The sequence below is a fragment of the Rheinheimera fenheensis genome (assembly GCF_039871805.1).
Lineage (GTDB): Bacteria > Pseudomonadota > Gammaproteobacteria > Enterobacterales > Alteromonadaceae > Alishewanella > Alishewanella fenheensis.
Window position 1 is genome coordinate 1 of record NZ_JBDPJM010000006.1, and the last position, 17,837, is coordinate 17,837.

Sequence of the window (17,837 nt, forward strand, 5' to 3'; positions counted from 1 at the left end):
GATTGGCTATGTCAGCCCGGCTGAGTTTGAGCGCAAATGCGCATAACCGAGTGTCTACTTTTTATGGGTAAGAACAGGCTACAAGGAGAGTTTGGTGTTTAAACTAGCAATTATTATTACTTCGTTGTTGTTTGTGAGTTCATGCGCAGCAGCAACTTCTGCCAAGTTGAATTCAAGCACGCCTGTTAGTATTTATGGTGTTACATCGTTATCACCAAAAAATGGCAGTTGGTCTGTGATTACTTCAACTGGCTATCAAGTTGCCCTTGGAACTAAAGTGACTGATAACGGCAGTGGCGTTATAAATATGTCGCTCTATCAACTCCCCGAATTCCTGTCAGATGAAGAATTTCTTTCACATGTAATTAAACAAAGAGCATCATCACCCGATATTGGCAGGTTCGAACTTAAAGAAAACACCGAGGAGTTAGCAAGTCTAAACGGTGCAACGTGTGTAAAGCACAGAACAATTTCTCAAGATAATAATGCCAAAATCGATGGCAATAAGTCAGCGGTAATGCAGATAGAGTATATCGGGTATAACTGCATACACCCTTTTAAAAAGTCTGTTGGTGTGCATACAGAATATTCTCTTCGTCATTTTCAAGGTAAAGAGTACCCAGAGCTAAATAAAAACGCAGAAGAATTTTTTAGTAATATAAAGTTTAAAGAGCTTTAGTAGCCTAAGGAGTCGTCAACAACGCTGAGGATTTAGAGGGTACAGCGCGGAGTAGTTAAGCTTTCTTTATAACAGTGACTGAACAACAGTAACCATGCCACTTTGCAAACATTGTTGGCTCTGTGCTACCAAACCAAGGTGTAAAATCCATGCCTGAGCCGATATTACTTATTTACGACAAAGACTGCCCGGCGTGTAACGCCTATTGCCAGTTGGTACGCATTCGCCAGAGTGTCGGTGAGCTCACGCTTATTAATGCCCGCGAAGACAGCGCCATACTGCGCGAATTAACGGCGCAGGGGCTGGATATTGACCAGGGCATGGTGCTGAAAATGGGCGGTAAGCTGTATTACGGCAGTGATGCCATTTATATGCTGTCGCTGCTCAGTAGCCGCAGTGGGCTGTTTAACCGGTTAAATTACCACCTGTTTAAGTCACGCAAGGTAGCCAACTGGCTGTACCCTGTGCTGCGCGCTTGTCGCAATATGCTGTTAAAGTTACTGCGCAAACGCAAAATTAATAACCTTGGTATTGACGGCAATGAGCGCTTTTAACTGCAGGACACTCGCATGAACCAACTGTATCTGGAATATGCCGCCAATGGCTTTTACTTGTTGGCGGTGTTTTTAGCGGCGCGTAACAGTATTCACACCTGGTGGCTTGGCATCATTGGCTGTGCCTTATTTTCGCTACTGTTTTATCAGGTAAAACTGTATGCCGAAGTGCTGCTGATGCTGTTTTTTATCGCCACCAACGCCATTGGCTGGTACCAGTGGGGCAGGGCGAGTGGGGTAAAACAGATAACCGATACCGCCTTAACACGCTTGTTGGCCTATGCCGCGCTGGCGCTGGTGGTCACAGTGTTATACGGCTTTATGCTGCACCGTTTAACCGATGCTTATGCGCCCTTTGTTGACTCGGCTATTTTAATGTTCAGTATTATTGCGCAGTTTTTACTGATGAACCGCAAACTGAAAACCTGGTGGTTCTGGCTTATTGTAAACACCCTGGCGGTGCCGCTGTACTTATCGCGTGAGCTGCAGTTAACTGCCATTGTGTATGCTGGTTTTTGGTTTAACGCTTGGTATGGCTGGTATCAGTGGCGGCGTTTACTAAAAACAGCGGCGCAATAACGGCCGCCGCTGTCTTCGTTATTACTTTGTACTATTAACGCTTGCTTTTGCGGCGCATGGCAGCAAACAAGCCCAGACCCAGCAACGCCAGCGTGCCCGGGGCTGAAACCGGGTTAGGCGGGTTGTTTACCCCACCGGTGTTTGCAACCACAGCCCGCATGTTCGATAACCAGACACCACTGTCATAAATGCTGTCTGACGTATCAGCAATAGCAATTTTTATGGTGTGGGTGGTTAACGATGTATCCAGCAAGCCGACCAGGTTTAACAGGTTGCTAAAACCATCGTACTCCAGGTCATAATCGCCCTGTGAGTTGTCATTAAAGTTGCCGGCATTGACGCCTGTTACAAAAGACACCAGGCTGCTGTCCGGGAAAAACGCATAGTTAATACCGTCAACAAAAATACCCAGCACGTCAGTTACCGCTTGATCAGGAAACTCTTCAGAGCCAAAGATAAAATCCAGGCTAATGGCATTAAAACCAGCGGCTACCGAGAACTGAAATTCCAAAAAGTTAACATCGTTGGTGGTGGTGCTGGGCGCGCCATTGGCGGCTAATAGGGCTGACAAGTCGGCATCGCTGCCGGTGCCTGTGCTAAAACCCAGGCTGGACGATGTGTTGCTGTTTGACAAATTTGCGGTACCGGTGCTTAAGAAGATACCATCATCGATACCAACCGAATGTACACCGTTACTAAACAGCGCGCTTTGATAGATGGCGGATTGCGCACTGGCGGCATCGTTTAACACGCCCTGAAAGACCTGGCTGCCATCAAATACTGAAATGCCCGCACCCACCAGTGCATTGGTCATTTCGCTGGCAGCATTGTTGACTGATGTCATGACATCCAGACCAATTACTGCAGCTTGTGCCGGCAGTATGGCAGCAAAGCTCAGTGCCGCCGCTAAATTCCTAAGTTTCATTAATTATCTCCATATTATTGCTGATTGTTATAAAAGGCATTAAAGCCTGCGGCTGCTAGCAAATAATATGCCTTAAGACTGTGATTTGTAACGACTTGAAAAATATAGAAATATGTTCATTTGATTTACTGTGTTGAGGGGTAATGTAAAAAAATATGACGTAATTTAATTAATTTGTTTAAACTTTAGTCAATGTTGTGGTTGCTGTCAGCTTTTTTTGCATCAACAGACGTTATCTGTAACGGGTTTATTTTATATTGTTGATTATTATAGGTATTTTATGTAGGCGTGGTTCTTGCTTAAGCCTCTCTGCCAAAAAAGATGGTAACCAGTTGATTTTTCACGGAGTGAAGTATGAAGTTGTTGAAGTCGTTGTTTTGTGCCGCCGGCTTGATGTGTTCAGCTGCGGCGACTGCCGGTCCTATTTTAATTATTAACGGCGCTGATCAAACCACAGAAGTGGGTACCACCAGTGCATTAACCGCCAATCTGCAAGCGCTACATGAAGCAGTGGGCAACACCGTTACTATCAGCAATAATTTGCTGGCTGATCTCTCAGGTTATGCTCAGGTATGGGATGTACGCTTTTTTAACGCGGCAGCGCTAGACGCCGCGGCGCAAAATATCTATCTGGATTATTTAGGTAACGGTGGCGGCCTGTTCTTAATGGGTGAAAACGATAATTTTATGAGTCGTAATAACTCGATTTTATCGTTAATTAATCTGCTGGGCGGTGGCGCTCTGGGCTTTTCAGGTTGTTACGACGGTGTGCAAATGGTGCATGAACCCTTTACCGGTCCTAATACGGTAAGTCAGGTAAATTATGCTGCCTCGGGTTGTTACACCAACCACGGCAACGGCGAGTGGATCACCTCTCGCGCCGATGGCTCTATGGGCGCCGGTGTGGCGTTTGGTGTTGGTAGTTTAACCAATGCTATGGCTGGCGCGCTGACCACTATCCTGGACGTGAATTTTATGATGAATCAATTTGACGTGCCAAATTCACAACAACTGACGAAAAATCTGATCAGTTATGTCGGTGCTCAGGTTGACCCAAGTGATGTACCAGCACCGGCCAGTGTGCTGTTGTTTGCTGCGGGTTTAGCTGCGCTGCGTCTGCGTAAAAGCCGCGCCTGATAAAACGCATGGTTTTGCGATAAAACGGCCCGGCAGGGCCGTTTTTTTACGCTGAAAACACCAGTTTACGTTGTAACTTGGCAGGCAGTTGTTGCAGATCAGCAGGGTTGTCACTTACTACCACCACATTGGCATTGAGCATTGCCAGTGTCAGCCCCTGATAGTGCTGATCGGTAAAGTGTGGTGAGGCTTTCAGATCTGTGTCTTTGGGTATAACAAAAATAGTGGCGTAGCCGCTGGCTGTCTTCACCGCCAGATGCAGCGAACGCACACCCTGAAAGGTACAATAGCGGGCGTAAATAATCTCGTCCTGCCACTCTTGTAAGTTGGCACCAAAGTCAGCCAGTTTCAGGTTTACCTCTTCAAGCGGCTGCGCCTGGGCATGAGACAGTAAATAATCGTGTTCATGGTAAACATGGGCTAATGCATGGCTGCCGATATCGCTGGTGTAACCATGGTGATACCCATTAAGCCCCAATACTGAAATCAGGGCGACACTTGCCGCTAAGGCCAGCGGTGTTAACCAGCGCCAACGGCGTTTTTGTTGCTTTGGAATTTGCATTAGCTGCTCGGCCAGCATAGGCGGTACCGGTATTTGCAGCGCATCTTCTAAGGCGTGTTGTTGCTGCTGCAGTTGTTGGGCAAATTGACGCAAATCAGCATCTTTCGCAAGCGCCTGTTGTAGCGCCGGGTGCTGACTATAAGGGTCGGCCAGTAATAAACGGCGTAATTCGGTATTAGTCATGGTGACGCTCTCCTGATACATCCAGGCTGGCCCGCATTAATTTACGGGCGCGAAATAAACGGGTGTTCACGGTATTGACATTCAGTTGAAGCAGGCTGGCGATCTCGTCACTGCTAAAGCCGCCTAATGCTTGCAGCACCAAGGGTTCGCGGTACTCTTCGGGTAACGCCGCCAAATGCTGGCGCACAATCTGGTTGTCGTATTGTTGCTCGGCACTGCTTTGCACCGTATCGGCCAGACTATCCTGCTCGGCGCCGTCGTCGTAATCAAATTGCTTACGCTCAAAGCGGCGGGCGTTTTCCCGGCGTAAGATAGTAATAAGCCATGCTTTAGCGGCATTTGCGTCCAGCAGGCTGTCCAGGCTTCTCCAGGCGCGTAAAAAGGTTTCCTGCACCAGATCCTGGGCAATGTCCGCATCTTTACATAACCAGTAACCGTAGCGATACAGATCGGCATGGTAGTGCTTAACCAGCAATTCGTAGCGTTTGGCTTTATTGTCGCCAAGCGTAAACACGGCAGCGCTTGGCTGGTTCTGAGTGGTGTGGTCGGGCATTGGCGCCGTTTTACTCTGTACGTTAGTGGTGTTCAGACTAGCTTTATTTGCCCTGCCTGGCAAAAAATGCAGGCTACCCATCATGATGCTCCGCCATAGACGCGCTGCTTAACATAATAATCCAGGCTGGTGTAGCGGCCACCACCGGTAAAAAACAGGCTAACCAACATAACAAAATAGGTGGCAGCAAATTCAATACCGTTGTTTAAAATCACAAAACTACCATTGCGGGTGAGCCAGGCGTAATTACCATGTTGCTGCAACAGGTGTTTCGCGGCCTGAAGTTGCTCAGTAGATTCTATTACCCGCTCGTTTGCCAGCCAACTGCTGCTGTCGGCAATCGCTAGCCAGCCGTTAGGCCAATGCACAGCAAAAATGGCCACCAGCATGGTCACCATAAGGGGTATGCTAGCCAGCCGGGTGAATAAACCCATTAGCAACAACACTGCCCCCAGCGTTTCTGCGGTTATTGCCAATATGGTTAACAGCATTGGCAGGGGTAAACCCAGCCCCCATTCGGTATTGCCAAACCAGGCTACCGTGTCGTCAAAGTGCTCAAGCTTGTTAAAGCCCGCTTGCAGTAACACGGGGGCCAGATATAGGCGCAGAAGTAAAGGTGCTAATCCGGCTAGCGCCTGGCTGCGATTGACCATAGTTTGATAAAAAGAAAAAACCGCCGGCATCTTAATGCTCCGTTAAAACAACAGAACATAAGAACGGCGGTATGATGGTTATCTTTCAGCGCTGTGCGTAAATAGTTGCGGTTAGTGAACGCGATATAGCCGGCAGAAAAAGTCGATGACTGCATCCGCGTCCAGGCTGGAAAAGCGTACTTTGCGTTTAGCCATAATAGCCTCGCCCAGTGTTTTTAACGTGTGTTCCAGTGGTAAACCACAAGGGCGCTCCAGCTCATGATCGGCAAACAGGAAGTTTAGTGCTGCACTGGTGTAAGATTTGCCAGGCGTTAATGACACCAGCTCAAGCTCTTGTAGCCGTACGCCCAGGTTGCGAATTTTCTGTAAGCGGTATGTCTCGTTCATGATTGGCCCCGTGTACTGTTTGCCTTGATACTTACTGTATCGACGGGGTGGGGGAATTCTTTAATCAAACAGCGAAATTGACCAGCACAGCGGCGCTGGTTTTTGCTAGTATAGCGGCAATAATTGCAGGTTTTACTAGGTAATGCATGACTCATCACCCACATCCGCTGGCACTTACGCTACCCCAACTTGGGCCTCAGCTGGACGCTAAACTGATTAAACAAGCGCTGGACGCTAACACACTGGTGCCGGCCTTTATCGGGCAGGACAGAGCCAAGGCGGCGCTGGCGTTTGCTATCGGTATGGATATGCCCGGTTACAACCTGTATGTAATGGGGGAGCCGGCGCTAGGCCGTTTTACGCTGGTGCAGGATATATTACAGCAAGCCGCCAGTGAAAAAGCCACGCCAGATGAATGGTGCTATTTAAACAATTTTGATGACGAGCGTGTACCCAACACGCTGCGGCTGTTGCCGGGTGAAGGCAAGGTACTGGTTAAGAAGATTGAAGCCTTAATTGACGAGTTGCTCGACACCTTCCCGGCAGCCTTTGATAACCCGGGTTATCAGCGCAAGAAAAAAGCCATTGCCCGTGCCTTTGATGATAAATACGAACTGGCGCTGGAATTGGTAGAGAAAAAAGCGCTGGAAAAAAACGTCGTGTTGTATGAAGAAAACGGCGCGGTCAGCTTTTCACCGATCATTGACGGCAAACCGCTTGATGATCAGGAGTTTAGTAAGTTAACCGAAGAGCAGCGGCAGTACTTTTACGGCCTGGTGGGCGAGCTGGAAACCATTTTAAATGAACAGCTACTAGAGTTGCCGCAGTGGAAGCGCGAGTTATCGGAAAACCTGCGCGCGCTGCGTAAAGACACCATAGAGCAGGCGATAAAACCGCTGCTAAAACAGCTGGAGCACGACTATGCAGCTGAACTGGGTGTGCTGCGATATGTGCGAGAGATGCGCAGCCATCTGGTAAAAGCCGTGCTGGAACTGATGCCGGATGAGTCGGAAAGCGAAAAGCAGGAAGAGAGCGATAACCGCGAAATTTTTGTCGAAGAGTTTGTGCCTAACGTGTTGGTGCATCATGAAAGTATGTCGGGTGCGCCGATTATTTTTGAGCCCAGCCCCAGCTACGGCAACCTGTTTGGCCGTGTTGAGTACAACTCCAGCAGTGGCTCGCTGTATACCAACTACCGCATGATCCGCCCCGGTGCGCTGCACCGTGCCAACGGCGGCTACTTAATCTTAGATGCCGACCGTCTGCTAACCCAGCCACAGCTGTGGGATGCGTTAAAACTGGCGCTAAAATCCGGTGAGTTACTCATTGATACCCTATCAGACCATGCGGTGACTAACTCGACCATTATTACGCCCAAGGCGATACCGCTAAATGTAAAGGTGGTACTGCTTGGCTCACGCGACCTGTATTACCTTATTCAGGACGTGGATGATGAATTTAACGAGCTGTTTCGTGTGTTGGCCGACTTTGAGCATTATCTGCCGTATAACGCCCAGACCCTAAGCTATATGGCGATGCAAATTCGCGAACAAATGCAGCTGTTAAATATCGACGAGCTGACCGCCAGCGGGTTTCGCCAGTTGCTTAGCTTCAGCTTTCGCCAGGCTGAGCACCAGCGCAAATTATCGGCCCGCTTTGCCGATGTATTAGAGCTGGTGCGCGAAGCCTGTTATTACGCCGGCCAGCAGCACAGCAACAGCTTAACGGCAGAGCATGTGCAACAGGCCTTAAAAGGCAAGCAGTACCGCACCGGGCGTATAAGTGAAGCTTTCTTAGAAGATATTCAGGAAGGGCAGATTTTAATTGATACCGACGGTTTGGCGGTGGGTAAAGTTAACGGCTTAACCGTGTTGGAGATAGGTGATACCGCCTTTGGTACGCCGGCGCGCATTAGTGCCACGGTGTTTGCCGGCTCCAGTGGCGTGATAGACATTGAGCGCGAAGTGGAATTGGGTAAAGCCATCCACTCTAAAGGGGTACTGCTGTTAACCGGTTATCTGGGCGCCAAATATGCGCGCAATTTCCCGCTCACCCTATCGGCCAATATTGCCATGGAGCAAAGCTATGGCCATATTGACGGTGACAGTGCATCGCTGGCGGAAGTGTGCGCGCTCATATCTGCCATTACCGATATCCCGATTAAACAAAGCCTGGCGGTTACCGGCTCGATTAACCAGCATGGTCAGGTGCAGTCGATTGGCGGGGTGAACGAAAAAATCGAGGGCTATTTCCGCTTATGCCAAAGCCGGGGCTTAAGCGGCGAGCAGGGCGTGATTATTCCAGCCAGTAATCAGTTAAACCTGGTGCTGAATGATGAAGTGATAGCGGCAGTAAAGCAGCATAAGTTCCATATTTATGTGGTGAAAACCGTCGATGAGGCGCTACATCTGCTGACAGGTGTTGAGGTTGGCGAGAAAAACAGCCGTGGTCAATATCCAAAGAAATCCGTCAATGGCCGCGCCGTAGTGCGGCTGGCTGAAATTGCCGAGCTGGTAAATGGCGCTATGGATGACGACTAACTAAAGCTCAGCGAAAGCCGGATGATAAAGCACCTGGCCGCTTTTGCCTTTAAGTAAAGCGGGTTTCATCGCAAGTAGCATAAAGGTCTCATCCGGTACCTGCCACGGGCAGCTTATGCTAAAGCGGCTGGCCGGAGCAAAGCCAAAGCGTGGGTAATAACCGGGGTGTCCCAGTACCACAACTGCAGCTGTACCGCGCGCTCGGCACAACTCTAAACCGGCGCGTACCAGCGCCGAGCCTATCCCCTGATGCTGCAATACATCAGTTACTGCCATCGGTGCCAGTGCCATTAACGTGATATCCGCATGGTCTGCTAAATGGGCGATTGAAAACAGTATATGGCCGACAAGCTTGCCATGCTGCTCCGCTACTAAACTGATACTGCCCGGCTGCTGGCGCAGTGTTTTGATAAGCCTAACTTCAGCGTCATGGTGAAAAGCGTCATAGGTAAGTTGCTCTACTGCAGTATAGTCTGCTGGTGTTTCCGGGCGTACCTGTGTGTCGTAGCCCAGCGCATGCCAGGTGGCGTTACGCCGGCGCTGCAAAGTGCGGCTGATATTATGCAGTAAGGTCATAGCCGTTCTGTGTAAAGCAAAAAACACGTTTTAGTGTAACGCACATAGCCTGTGACTCAAGGTGTTTTGTTAACATTTGCCGCTTTAGCAAGAAAAAAGCCGGCGTAATGCCGGCTTTGAGCAGTTAAGCAATTAACCGCATTTTCTTGGGCCGCCTTTACAGCTGCCACCCGTGTCACCGCCACCGGTATCGCCGCCACCGGTGTCACCACCGCCGGCGCAGCCGTTGGCGCTCAGGTAGTCGTATGCTGCTTTGGCCTTCACAATACCGTAGCCGAAGTACACGTCTTTACCGGCTGCGCCCGCATCCTGAGCCGTAGCCTTTAACGCGTTACGAATTTCAGTACCGGTACAGCTTGGGAAGTTAGACCACACCAGCGCTGCGACACCGGCTACCGCTGGCGTTGCCATTGAGGTGCCGCTCATATAGCCGTAGTCACTGCTCTCAATGGCCACTGTCATACTGCTAGCCGCTAACAGTGCTGAACGGTCTTCCAATGCTGCGCCTACCGCCGGAATGGACGTGGTATTGGCTGTGCCTTCGCCTAAAGTACCATACAACATACCGGCTTCGTTATTGATGATCACTGCACCGATACCACCTGAGCTTTCGCAATTTTTCACTTTGTCGTGAAATGAAATGGTTCCGCGGTCAATTACGCACACTTTACCGGCGGCAGCGCTGTTTACGCTGGTCGCCAGGCCCATAAAGTAGGTGCTACCAGAGGCAGTACCGGCGTTTTCCATTGCTGATGAAGCATAAGCGGTGCTGCCAGCATACAGTGATGATGAGGTCGCACCATCGGCCGGATAGGTCGATAACGTATCTACACCACCAGCGGTCACTTCAACACAGATCTTTTCGTCTGTGGTGGCGCGTCGGCCAGAGCCTGACGTACAGCTTGGGAACTGCGAGAAATCAGCAATGTTGTTATTGGCATCGTTGGCGCCGATCATCATGACTGACGGATAACCCGCCGGGTAAGAGCGTACACTGTTACCGTCGTTACCTGCTGCAGCCAGCACTAAGCCGCCGTTGTTAGTAAAGGTAGCAAAAGCGTTTGACTCTGTGCTGTTAGCACCGCCACCGCCTAAGCTCATGGTGATAATGTTAGCACCGGCTGCGGTACATTTTTGCGCCGCGTAAGCTAAATCGGATGAGTAACCCCAGCCTTCAGCGTTAAATACTTTGATGATATGCATGGCGACGCCAGGTGCCATACCGACCACACCTACGCCGTTATCGGCTGCGCCCACGGTGCCCGCAACGTGTGTGCCGTGTGGCCCACCGGCAACATCCCAGCGGCCGGTGCCGGAGTCGTTATCACCGGTGATGTTGCCCCAGTCAAAGTCAATATTTGAGCGGTCGAGGCCTGAGTCAATAACACACACTTTCATGCCAGCGCCGGCATTGAAATTAACCAGATTCGCTTGCGACTGATAGACCGCATAAGGGGTCAGCTGCTCAGTCATTGGGTTGCCCAAATCATCGTTATAGATGGCCATGGGTTTACGGATTTCGTCTGCTTCTACCAGTTTAATGTGAGGGTTGTTTAACAGACCTTTGATTTCGCTTAATGTCTTACCCGTAAATTGCGCCGCGATAAAGCCGTCAGCATCCACTTTTACGTCGCCGCCCAACTGTTTAGCCAGCGCTTTTACTACGCCTTTTTTGCTGTTATCAACCTGAATGATGACCCGATCAGATGCTGCTGCAGTAGCGGTAAAACCCATCGCCAGCAAAGTGGCGGTCGCAATGGTGGATAATTTATTATATTTCATTAACTTACTTCCTCTGGATGTTGCTTAATCAGTTATTTTTGCTGATTTTACTTGTTATTTGTCGCGCTCTGTCGGCGCTTTGTCGCTTTGCTGTTTAATTCAGCAATGGCTTTATTTCTGCCAGAGAAAAACCGCTTTAGCAACCCTAAATTGAAAGTTCCCGATAATGGCTGTTTTATGTGATTTTTGTGAAATATGTTGAATAAATATCTGTTATAAAGTGTAACTGAAAGGCTATCAGAGTGATTGGTAGATGGCTGTATGGCTAGGCTGCTTGGGCTTTTATTGACGGTTAGGCGTTACCGTTTGAGCGGCGTTGCCAGCGCCTTACCAGGCTAAACAGCAAAATCAGCGTGCAGGCAATAAAAAGCGGATAATTACCAAGGCTGGCATAGGGGGTTCGGCCCGAAGTGAGTTGCACGGTATCCTGCAATACGGTTTGGCTAAACTGGGGCGCCCGGGCGGTTATTTCACCACTGGCATTAATGGTTGCGGTAATGCCATTGTTTGTGGCCCGAAGCACCGGCCGGCCGAACTCACGGGCGCGCATCTGGGCAATTTGTAAGTGCTGGTGTGGCCCTATGCTGTCGCCAAACCAGGCATCGTTACTCACCGTTAGCAGCAGCTGAGTGTCTGGTGTCATATTGGCGGCGATTTGCTCAGGAAAGGCAATTTCAAAACAAATCGCTGGCAGTAGGTGGTAACCATTAGCAACCAGGTTTGGCTGCACATAGCTGCCGCGGCTGAATGAGCTCATCGGTAAATCAAAAATCGGTGCCAGCTGGCGCAGCAAGCTTTCAAAGGGCACAAATTCGCCAATTGGCAGCAGATGATGTTTGCTGTAGCGGTTACCATGGCCATAAAAATAATCGCCATCGGTGGAATCAGGGTAACGTTTACCCAGCACAATCAGGTTGTTCCAGGCTTGCTGGGTTTTAAAGTTGTAATCAAGTATACCGCTGATTACGGCGGTGTCGGCGTAAAGCGCCGCCCGGTTTAAGTTATCCAGATAATCTTCCGCCAGTGGCTCTAGCCTTGGAATAGCCGCTTCGGGCCAGATCACTAAATCGGTTTGAAAATGCGGCCGGGTTAAATCCATGTACTTCAGCATGGTTGGCTGTTCTTGCTCGGGTACCCAGCGCAATTCCTGTTTGATATTACCCTGCACCAATAGCACCGACAGCTGCTGTTCGCTGTACTGCCAGCCCTGCCAGCGGCTAAGCTCGGGGCTAACTGTAAACAGCGCTAGAGCCCCAAGCGTCGGCACAAAACGTGGCCAGCGTGGGCCGCGAATAACTAATTGCGCCAGTGCTGCCGCACTTAATACTAACAAGAAGCTGATACCGGTCTCGCCGATTAACGGCGCCAAGTGGCCAAGACCGTAACTGGTTTGGCTGTAACCCAACGACAACCATGGAAAGCCGGTAAGCAAGACACTGCGCAGCCATTCTGCCAGCGTCCAGCAGGCGGCAAATAACAACGGTTTTAGCCAGCCTGACAGCGAATGGGTGCTAAGTTTTGCGTACAGCCCACAGGCCAGCGCCGGAAATAATGCAAGATAACCTACCAGCAGCGCCATCAGCGCCAGACTGCCAGCCAGCGGTAAGCCGCCAAACTGCTCAATGCTGACATGCACCCAACTTATGCCCACGCCAAACCAGCCTAAGCCAAAGCTAAAGCCTGTAATGGCGGCGCGGCCTGCTGAGGCATGGCTGGCAGAGGTGCTGCTCGCAGCGGTGTTTGCGCTGGCTTGCCGGTGTAGCATGCCAGCCAGCAAGGCGACAGTGAAAAGCGGCAGCCACCATAGGGTGTAAGGCGCAAAGGCGAGGGTGTTGAGCGCGCCACCGCCTACCAGTAGCGCCAGCGGCAACAGCCGCCTCAGTAAGGGTGCTAAACTTGTGGCCAAGGGTTAACCGTCTTCTGCTTCAACGTTTTCTTTGGCGCGAATAACCTGCAACTGTACCAGACGGCGGCTATTGGCTTTACTCACTTTAAACGTCAGGCCGTTAAGCTCGATACTCTCACCCCGTGCTGGCATATGGCCAAAGGCATGTAGCACTATGCCGCCAATGGTATCGGCGTCTTCCTCATCGAAGCGGGTGCCAAAGGTTTCGTTAAATTCGTCCAGCGGCGTAAGGGCACTGACCTGAAACACGCGTGAAGCCATTTTTTTGATATCGTGCTCTTCTTCATCGTCGTGCTCGTCTTCAATTTCGCCGACAATTTGCTCGAGAATATCTTCAATGGTGACCAGGCCAGACACACCGCCGTATTCATCGACCACTATCGCCATGTGGTAGCGTTTCTGGCGAAATTCTTTTAACAGCGCATCAACTCTTTTGCTTTCCGGAATAATCACTGCCGGGCGCAGTAAGTCACGCAGGTGCCAGTCGGTGTTATCGGGGGTTAATGCATAATGCAGTAAGTCTTTTACCAGCAAAATGCCTTCAATATGATCTTTGTCTTCGTTCACCACCGGGTAACGGCTGTGATTGTTTTCCAGCAGGATCGGCAGCATAGCTGCGACATCATCGTCAATGTCGATGGTGGCCATTTGCGAGCGGGGGATCATAATGTCGCGGGCACGCATGCTGGAAACGTCCAATACGCCTTGCAGCATACTTTTGGTGTCGGTATCAATCAGGTTGCGCATTTGCGCCTCGCTGATGATGTCCTGTAGATCTGAAATATCCTGTGGCTCTGCGGTGAACATGCTGGCTATACGCTCCAGCCAGGATTTACCGGCAGAACCGCGACTAGAGTGGGGATTGTCGTCACTCATGGGTGAACTGTTACTCCAAAAGACAAAGAAATCCTATTCGTCATCCAACAAATAGGGGTTAGTAAAGCCAAGTTGCTGCAAAATGGTCACTTCTTCGGCTTCCATTTGCTCGGCATCGTCGTCATTTATATGGTCAAAGCCGAGTAAATGCAAGCTGCCATGCACCACCATATGTGCCCAATGCGCGTGTAAGCTCTTTTGCTGTTCAGCGGCCTCCTCTGCGACCACCGGCGCGCAGATGACTAAATCGCCTAATAGCGGCAGTTCAATGCCGGGTGGGCACTGAAACGGAAAACTCAGCACATTGGTCGGTTTGTCTTTACCGCGGTAGTCGTGGTTAAGCTGCTGGCTTTCGTCGTTGTCAACAATGCGCACTGTCACTTCTGCATCGGCTTGAAAGGGAAGAATTGCCGCTTCCAGCCACTGCAGTATTTGCGTTTCGGTAGGCAAATTGCCGGCGCTTGAGGCAAGCTGTAAATCCAGGGTAATGGCCATTAGTCACCCTTAGCAGCGGCAGAGGCCGCAAGCTTTGCCGCTTCGTGCGCTTCGTAGGCCATGACGATACGCTGTACTATCGGGTGGCGCACCACGTCTTTGGCGGTAAAGTGGTTAAAGCTGATTTCTTTCACCTCGCTTAACACATCTATGGCATGTTTTAAGCCGGAATACTGACCACGCGGTAAATCAACCTGAGTTACATCGCCGGTGATAACCGCTTTAGAGCTAAAGCCAATGCGGGTTAAGAACATTTTCATCTGTTCAACTGTGGTATTTTGGCTTTCATCCAGGATGATAAAGGCATCGTTTAACGTACGGCCGCGCATATAAGCCAGTGGCGCAATTTCAATAATGCCGCGCTCGAGGTACTTTTCTACCTTTTCAAAACCGAGCATCTCAAACAGGGCGTCATATAGCGGGCGTAAATAGGGATCGACTTTTTGCGCTAAATCGCCGGGTAAGAAGCCCAGTTTTTCACCGGCTTCTACTGCCGGCCGGGTCAGTATAATACGCCGCACTAAATTGCGCTCTAACGCATCGACCGCGCAGGCCACGGCTAAATAGGTTTTACCAGTACCGGCCGGGCCTATACCAAAGCAGACGTCATGCTTTAATACATTGCTGACATATACTGCCTGGTTAGCATTACGTGGTTTAATTAAGCCTTTTTTGGTTTTAAGACTAAAATCTTGCGCACTACCATCGGTTTGCTGATACTGAATATCGTAGTTTTCGCTAATCACTAAATGTACCTGCTCTGGCGTTAATTCAGCGTCTGTCGCCGCGGTGGTGTCAAACAATTGCTGTAATACGTCAAGCGCGGCGGCGACGTTGTCCGGCTCGCCGCTCACTTTAAGCTGGTTATCGCGGTGGCTGATATCCACCTGCAGCCGGCGCTCAACATGTTTTAAGTTATCGTCAAACGGGCCGCACAACAGCGTTAGCCGCCGGCTATCGGCCCCGGTGAGGGTTAATTCTGCAGTATGTAACGCTGTGCTCAAAAGCGGCCTCAATGCAAAAGGGGGCGTAAGGCCCCCGGGTGTTAAGGTGTGTACGTGGTTACGCCCAGTACATCAGCCACCGGCTCGGCTTTTTGCCGCGCCAGAATATGCTGTGGTGCGGTATCGCGGCGCAGGCCCATATCGCGCTCAGTACGAATAACCTCGCCGCGTAGTGAGTTACTAAATACGTCAGTAATTTTCACATCAACAAACTGGCCAATCATATCTGGCGTACCAACAAAGTTTACCACCCGGTTATTTTCAGTGCGGCCGGTTAGCTCCATAATGTCTTTTTTCGACGGGCCTTCTACCAGGATACGCTGCTCGGTGCCTAACATGCCGCGGGCAATCTTTAGCGCCTGCTGGTTAATGCGGTCTTGTAAAATATATAGCCGCTGTTTTTTCGTCTCTTCGCTGACATCATCCGGCAGATCGGCCGCCGGCGTACCCGGGCGGGCGCTATAGATAAAGCTGAAGCTCATATCAAAATTGATAGCAGCGATTAAATCCATAGTGGCTTGAAAATCGGCGTCGTCTTCACCCGGGAAGCCGATAATAAAGTCTGACGACATGCTTAAATCGGGGCGGATTTTCTTCAGCTTACGGATTTGCGCTTTATATTCCAGCGCCGTGTGGCCACGCTTCATCAGGTTTAAAATGCGATCTGAGCCGCTTTGCACCGGCAAGTGCAGGTGGTTTACCAGCTCAGGAACGTCGCGGTAAACCTCAATAATATCGTCGGTGAATTCAACTGGGTGTGAGGTGGTATAGCGAATACGGTCAATACCGTCAATTGCCGCCACTAAACGCAGCAGTTCAGAAAAATGACAGATGCTGCCATCATATTTCTCACCACGGTAAGCGTTCACGTTCTGCCCCAGCAGGTTTACTTCGCGCACGCCTTGTTCGGCGAGCTGGGCAATTTCAAACAGCACATCATCCAGCGGGCGGCTAACTTCCTCGCCGCGGGTATAAGGCACTACGCAGAAAGTGCAGTATTTCGAGCAGCCTTCCATAATAGACACAAAGGCTGTTGGGCCTTCGGCTTTAGGCTCGGGCAGGCGGTCAAATTTTTCAATTTCTGGAAAAGAGACGTCTACCACTGGCGATTTGTTGCCATGCACTGAGTTAATCATCTCAGGCAGACGGTGCAACGTTTGCGGCCCAAACACGATATCGACAAAAGGCGCGCGCTCACGAATGGCGGCACCTTCTTGTGAGGCAACACAGCCACCGACACCGATAACTAAATTAGGATTTTTTTCCTTCAGCGGACGCCAACGCCCCAACTGATGGAATACCTTCTCCTGGGCTTTTTCCCGGATCGAGCAGGTATTTAGCAGGATCACGTCTGCTTCTTCTGCCTCTTCGGTCAGGGTATAGCCATGAGTGGCATCCAGCAGGTCGGCCATTTTGGATGAATCGTATTCGTTCATCTGGCAGCCCCAGGTTTTAATGTGCAGCTTTTTGCCCATTGCGTGTTGTTACCTGTATTGTCACTTGGAAAAAAGGGAGCGTATTTTAGCCTGTTCACGCCGGCGTTGCCAGCATTGGCGTTAAAACCTCATAACAGCCTTTGCCGGGTGGTAATATAACCGGCATAAAAAATCACCAGCACGCCGCCAAGCCAGGCCATCGTAACCGGCTCTTGCCAGAATAAGTAACCAAATAGCCCGGCAAATACCACGCTGCTGTATGTCCACATGCCGATATCACTGGCCGGTGCTACGGCATAGGCGCGGGTCATGGCCAACTGGCCAATGGCTGCCAGCACACCCATAGCCACGAAGGCCAGCCATACCTCGTTGTTCAGCGGTTGCCAGTAAAATGGCAGCGGTATTGCCGACAATATTGCCGTTAACAGTGAAAAATAAAACACAATGCGTACTGCCGGCTCTGTGTCTGACATATAGCGGATAGTGGTTTTGGTTACCGCTACCAGCACAGCGGATAACAATCCAACCAGCATAATACTGTCCAGGCCACCACTACTGCCGGGCAGTGCCAGCAGCACGCCGATAAAGCCAAGTAAAATGGCAAACAACGTAAGGTTACTCGGCCGCTCTTTTAACCAGAAGCGGGCGATAATGGGCACAATAAAGGGCGACAACAATAGCACCAGCATGCCTTGCGCCAGTGGCAGGCGGGCCAGTACATAGAAAAAACAATACATGGAAATAATGCCGGTTAGCGCGCGGCTGACATGTAAATACCAACGATTGGTTTTCAGCAGGCTAAACCCGTGCCGGTACAAAAATGGCAGCATTAACAGCAGGGCGAAGAAATTACGGAAAAACACCACCTGCGCCTCTGAAGCGGTCGCGCTGGTAAATTTAACCACAGCACCTATACCGGCAAAGCAGGCTTCTGCCAACAATAACAGCAAGGCACCTTTAAGCAGGGGCGTTAACATACAGATCCGGTGGCAAGGTTGTGGCGGGCAAGT

The 17,837-nt window shown here is 50.4% G+C and carries 18 protein-coding genes; 5 read left to right on the top strand and 13 right to left on the bottom strand.

Annotated elements, in window-relative coordinates:
- The first annotated feature begins 94 nt into the window (after positions 1-94).
- The 3 genes from ABGI61_RS10295 (at position 95) to pnuC (ending at position 1,812) form a co-directional block, all read left to right on the top strand.
- Positions 95-679, top strand: coding sequence for a hypothetical protein (locus ABGI61_RS10295; protein ID WP_347600732.1), 585 nt, complete (start codon positions 95-97; stop codon positions 677-679).
- Positions 680-828: 149 nt separating this feature from the next.
- Positions 829-1,233 carry a DCC1-like thiol-disulfide oxidoreductase family protein gene (locus ABGI61_RS10300; RefSeq protein WP_347600734.1) on the top strand — a complete coding sequence of 135 codons (405 nt, stop codon included), beginning with the start codon at positions 829-831 and terminating at the stop codon, positions 1,231-1,233.
- Between the two features lie 15 nt (positions 1,234-1,248).
- Positions 1,249-1,812, top strand: a complete 564-nt coding sequence (gene pnuC, locus ABGI61_RS10305) for a nicotinamide riboside transporter PnuC (RefSeq protein WP_347600736.1) — start codon at positions 1,249-1,251, stop codon at positions 1,810-1,812.
- 34 nt (positions 1,813-1,846) lie between these two features.
- On the opposite strand, the gene ABGI61_RS10310 is transcribed toward pnuC, so the two are convergent.
- Positions 1,847-2,737, bottom strand: a complete 891-nt coding sequence (locus tag ABGI61_RS10310) for a choice-of-anchor L domain-containing protein (protein WP_347600738.1) — start codon at positions 2,735-2,737, stop codon at positions 1,847-1,849.
- Positions 2,738-3,091: 354 nt separating this feature from the next.
- Here ABGI61_RS10310 and ABGI61_RS10315 point away from each other — a divergent pair, with 354 nt between their 5' ends.
- Positions 3,092-3,874: a PEP-CTERM sorting domain-containing protein gene (locus ABGI61_RS10315; protein WP_347600740.1), complete on the top strand. Its 783-nt coding sequence runs from the start codon at positions 3,092-3,094 to the stop codon at positions 3,872-3,874.
- Between the two features lie 46 nt (positions 3,875-3,920).
- Here the strand turns inward: ABGI61_RS10315 and ABGI61_RS10320 are convergent, their stop codons facing one another.
- From ABGI61_RS10320 to ABGI61_RS10335, 4 genes are all read right to left on the bottom strand, one after another.
- On the bottom strand, positions 3,921-4,619 hold the full coding sequence (locus tag ABGI61_RS10320; protein ID WP_347600742.1) for a DUF3379 family protein: 699 nt from the start codon (positions 4,617-4,619) through the stop codon (positions 3,921-3,923).
- The gene (locus ABGI61_RS10325; RefSeq protein WP_347600744.1) at positions 4,612-5,256 is read right to left on the bottom strand and encodes a sigma-70 family RNA polymerase sigma factor; all 645 of its coding nucleotides are present in this window, start codon (positions 5,254-5,256) and stop codon (positions 4,612-4,614) included. Before ABGI61_RS10325 ends, ABGI61_RS10320 begins: the two co-directional genes overlap by 8 nt.
- Positions 5,253-5,855, bottom strand: a complete 603-nt coding sequence (locus ABGI61_RS10330; RefSeq protein WP_347600746.1) for an HvfX family Cu-binding RiPP maturation protein — start codon at positions 5,853-5,855, stop codon at positions 5,253-5,255. The genes ABGI61_RS10325 and ABGI61_RS10330 overlap by 4 nt, the downstream gene beginning before the upstream one ends.
- 81 nt (positions 5,856-5,936) lie before the next feature.
- The gene (locus tag ABGI61_RS10335; RefSeq protein ID WP_008223928.1) at positions 5,937-6,212 is read right to left on the bottom strand and encodes a hypothetical protein; all 276 of its coding nucleotides are present in this window, start codon (positions 6,210-6,212) and stop codon (positions 5,937-5,939) included.
- Positions 6,213-6,358: 146 nt separating this feature from the next.
- Between ABGI61_RS10335 and ABGI61_RS10340 the strand changes: the two genes are divergently transcribed.
- Positions 6,359-8,752 (top strand): Lon protease family protein, encoded by a 2,394-nt coding sequence (locus ABGI61_RS10340; RefSeq protein WP_347600748.1) that lies wholly within the window; start codon positions 6,359-6,361, stop codon positions 8,750-8,752.
- Here the strand turns inward: ABGI61_RS10340 and ABGI61_RS10345 are convergent, their stop codons facing one another.
- From ABGI61_RS10345 to ABGI61_RS10380, 8 genes are all read right to left on the bottom strand, one after another.
- Complete coding sequence (locus ABGI61_RS10345) at positions 8,753-9,328, bottom strand: GNAT family N-acetyltransferase (protein ID WP_347600750.1); 576 nt, start codon at positions 9,326-9,328, stop codon at positions 8,753-8,755. It abuts the gene before it with no gap.
- Between the two features lie 132 nt (positions 9,329-9,460).
- Positions 9,461-11,110: a S8 family serine peptidase gene (locus ABGI61_RS10350; protein ID WP_347600752.1), complete on the bottom strand. Its 1,650-nt coding sequence runs from the start codon at positions 11,108-11,110 to the stop codon at positions 9,461-9,463.
- A 292-nt stretch (positions 11,111-11,402) separates the two neighbouring features.
- Positions 11,403-13,016: an apolipoprotein N-acyltransferase gene (gene lnt, locus ABGI61_RS10355; protein ID WP_347600754.1), complete on the bottom strand. Its 1,614-nt coding sequence runs from the start codon at positions 13,014-13,016 to the stop codon at positions 11,403-11,405.
- A 3-nt stretch (positions 13,017-13,019) separates the two neighbouring features.
- On the bottom strand, positions 13,020-13,892 hold the full coding sequence (locus ABGI61_RS10360) for a CorC family transporter (RefSeq protein WP_347600756.1): 873 nt from the start codon (positions 13,890-13,892) through the stop codon (positions 13,020-13,022).
- Between the two features lie 33 nt (positions 13,893-13,925).
- A complete protein-coding gene (gene ybeY, locus ABGI61_RS10365) occupies positions 13,926-14,387 on the bottom strand; it encodes an rRNA maturation RNase YbeY (protein WP_347600758.1) in 462 nt (153 codons plus the stop codon).
- The gene (locus tag ABGI61_RS10370; RefSeq protein WP_347600760.1) at positions 14,387-15,391 is read right to left on the bottom strand and encodes a PhoH family protein; all 1,005 of its coding nucleotides are present in this window, start codon (positions 15,389-15,391) and stop codon (positions 14,387-14,389) included. The genes ybeY and ABGI61_RS10370 overlap by 1 nt, the downstream gene beginning before the upstream one ends.
- A gap of 41 nt (positions 15,392-15,432) precedes the next feature.
- Positions 15,433-16,866: a tRNA (N6-isopentenyl adenosine(37)-C2)-methylthiotransferase MiaB gene (miaB, locus tag ABGI61_RS10375; RefSeq protein ID WP_347600762.1), complete on the bottom strand. Its 1,434-nt coding sequence runs from the start codon at positions 16,864-16,866 to the stop codon at positions 15,433-15,435.
- An 89-nt stretch (positions 16,867-16,955) separates the two neighbouring features.
- Entirely contained in the window at positions 16,956-17,804 is an 849-nt protein-coding gene (locus ABGI61_RS10380) for a DMT family transporter (RefSeq protein ID WP_347600764.1), read from the bottom strand.
- Positions 17,805-17,837 lie beyond the last annotated feature (33 nt).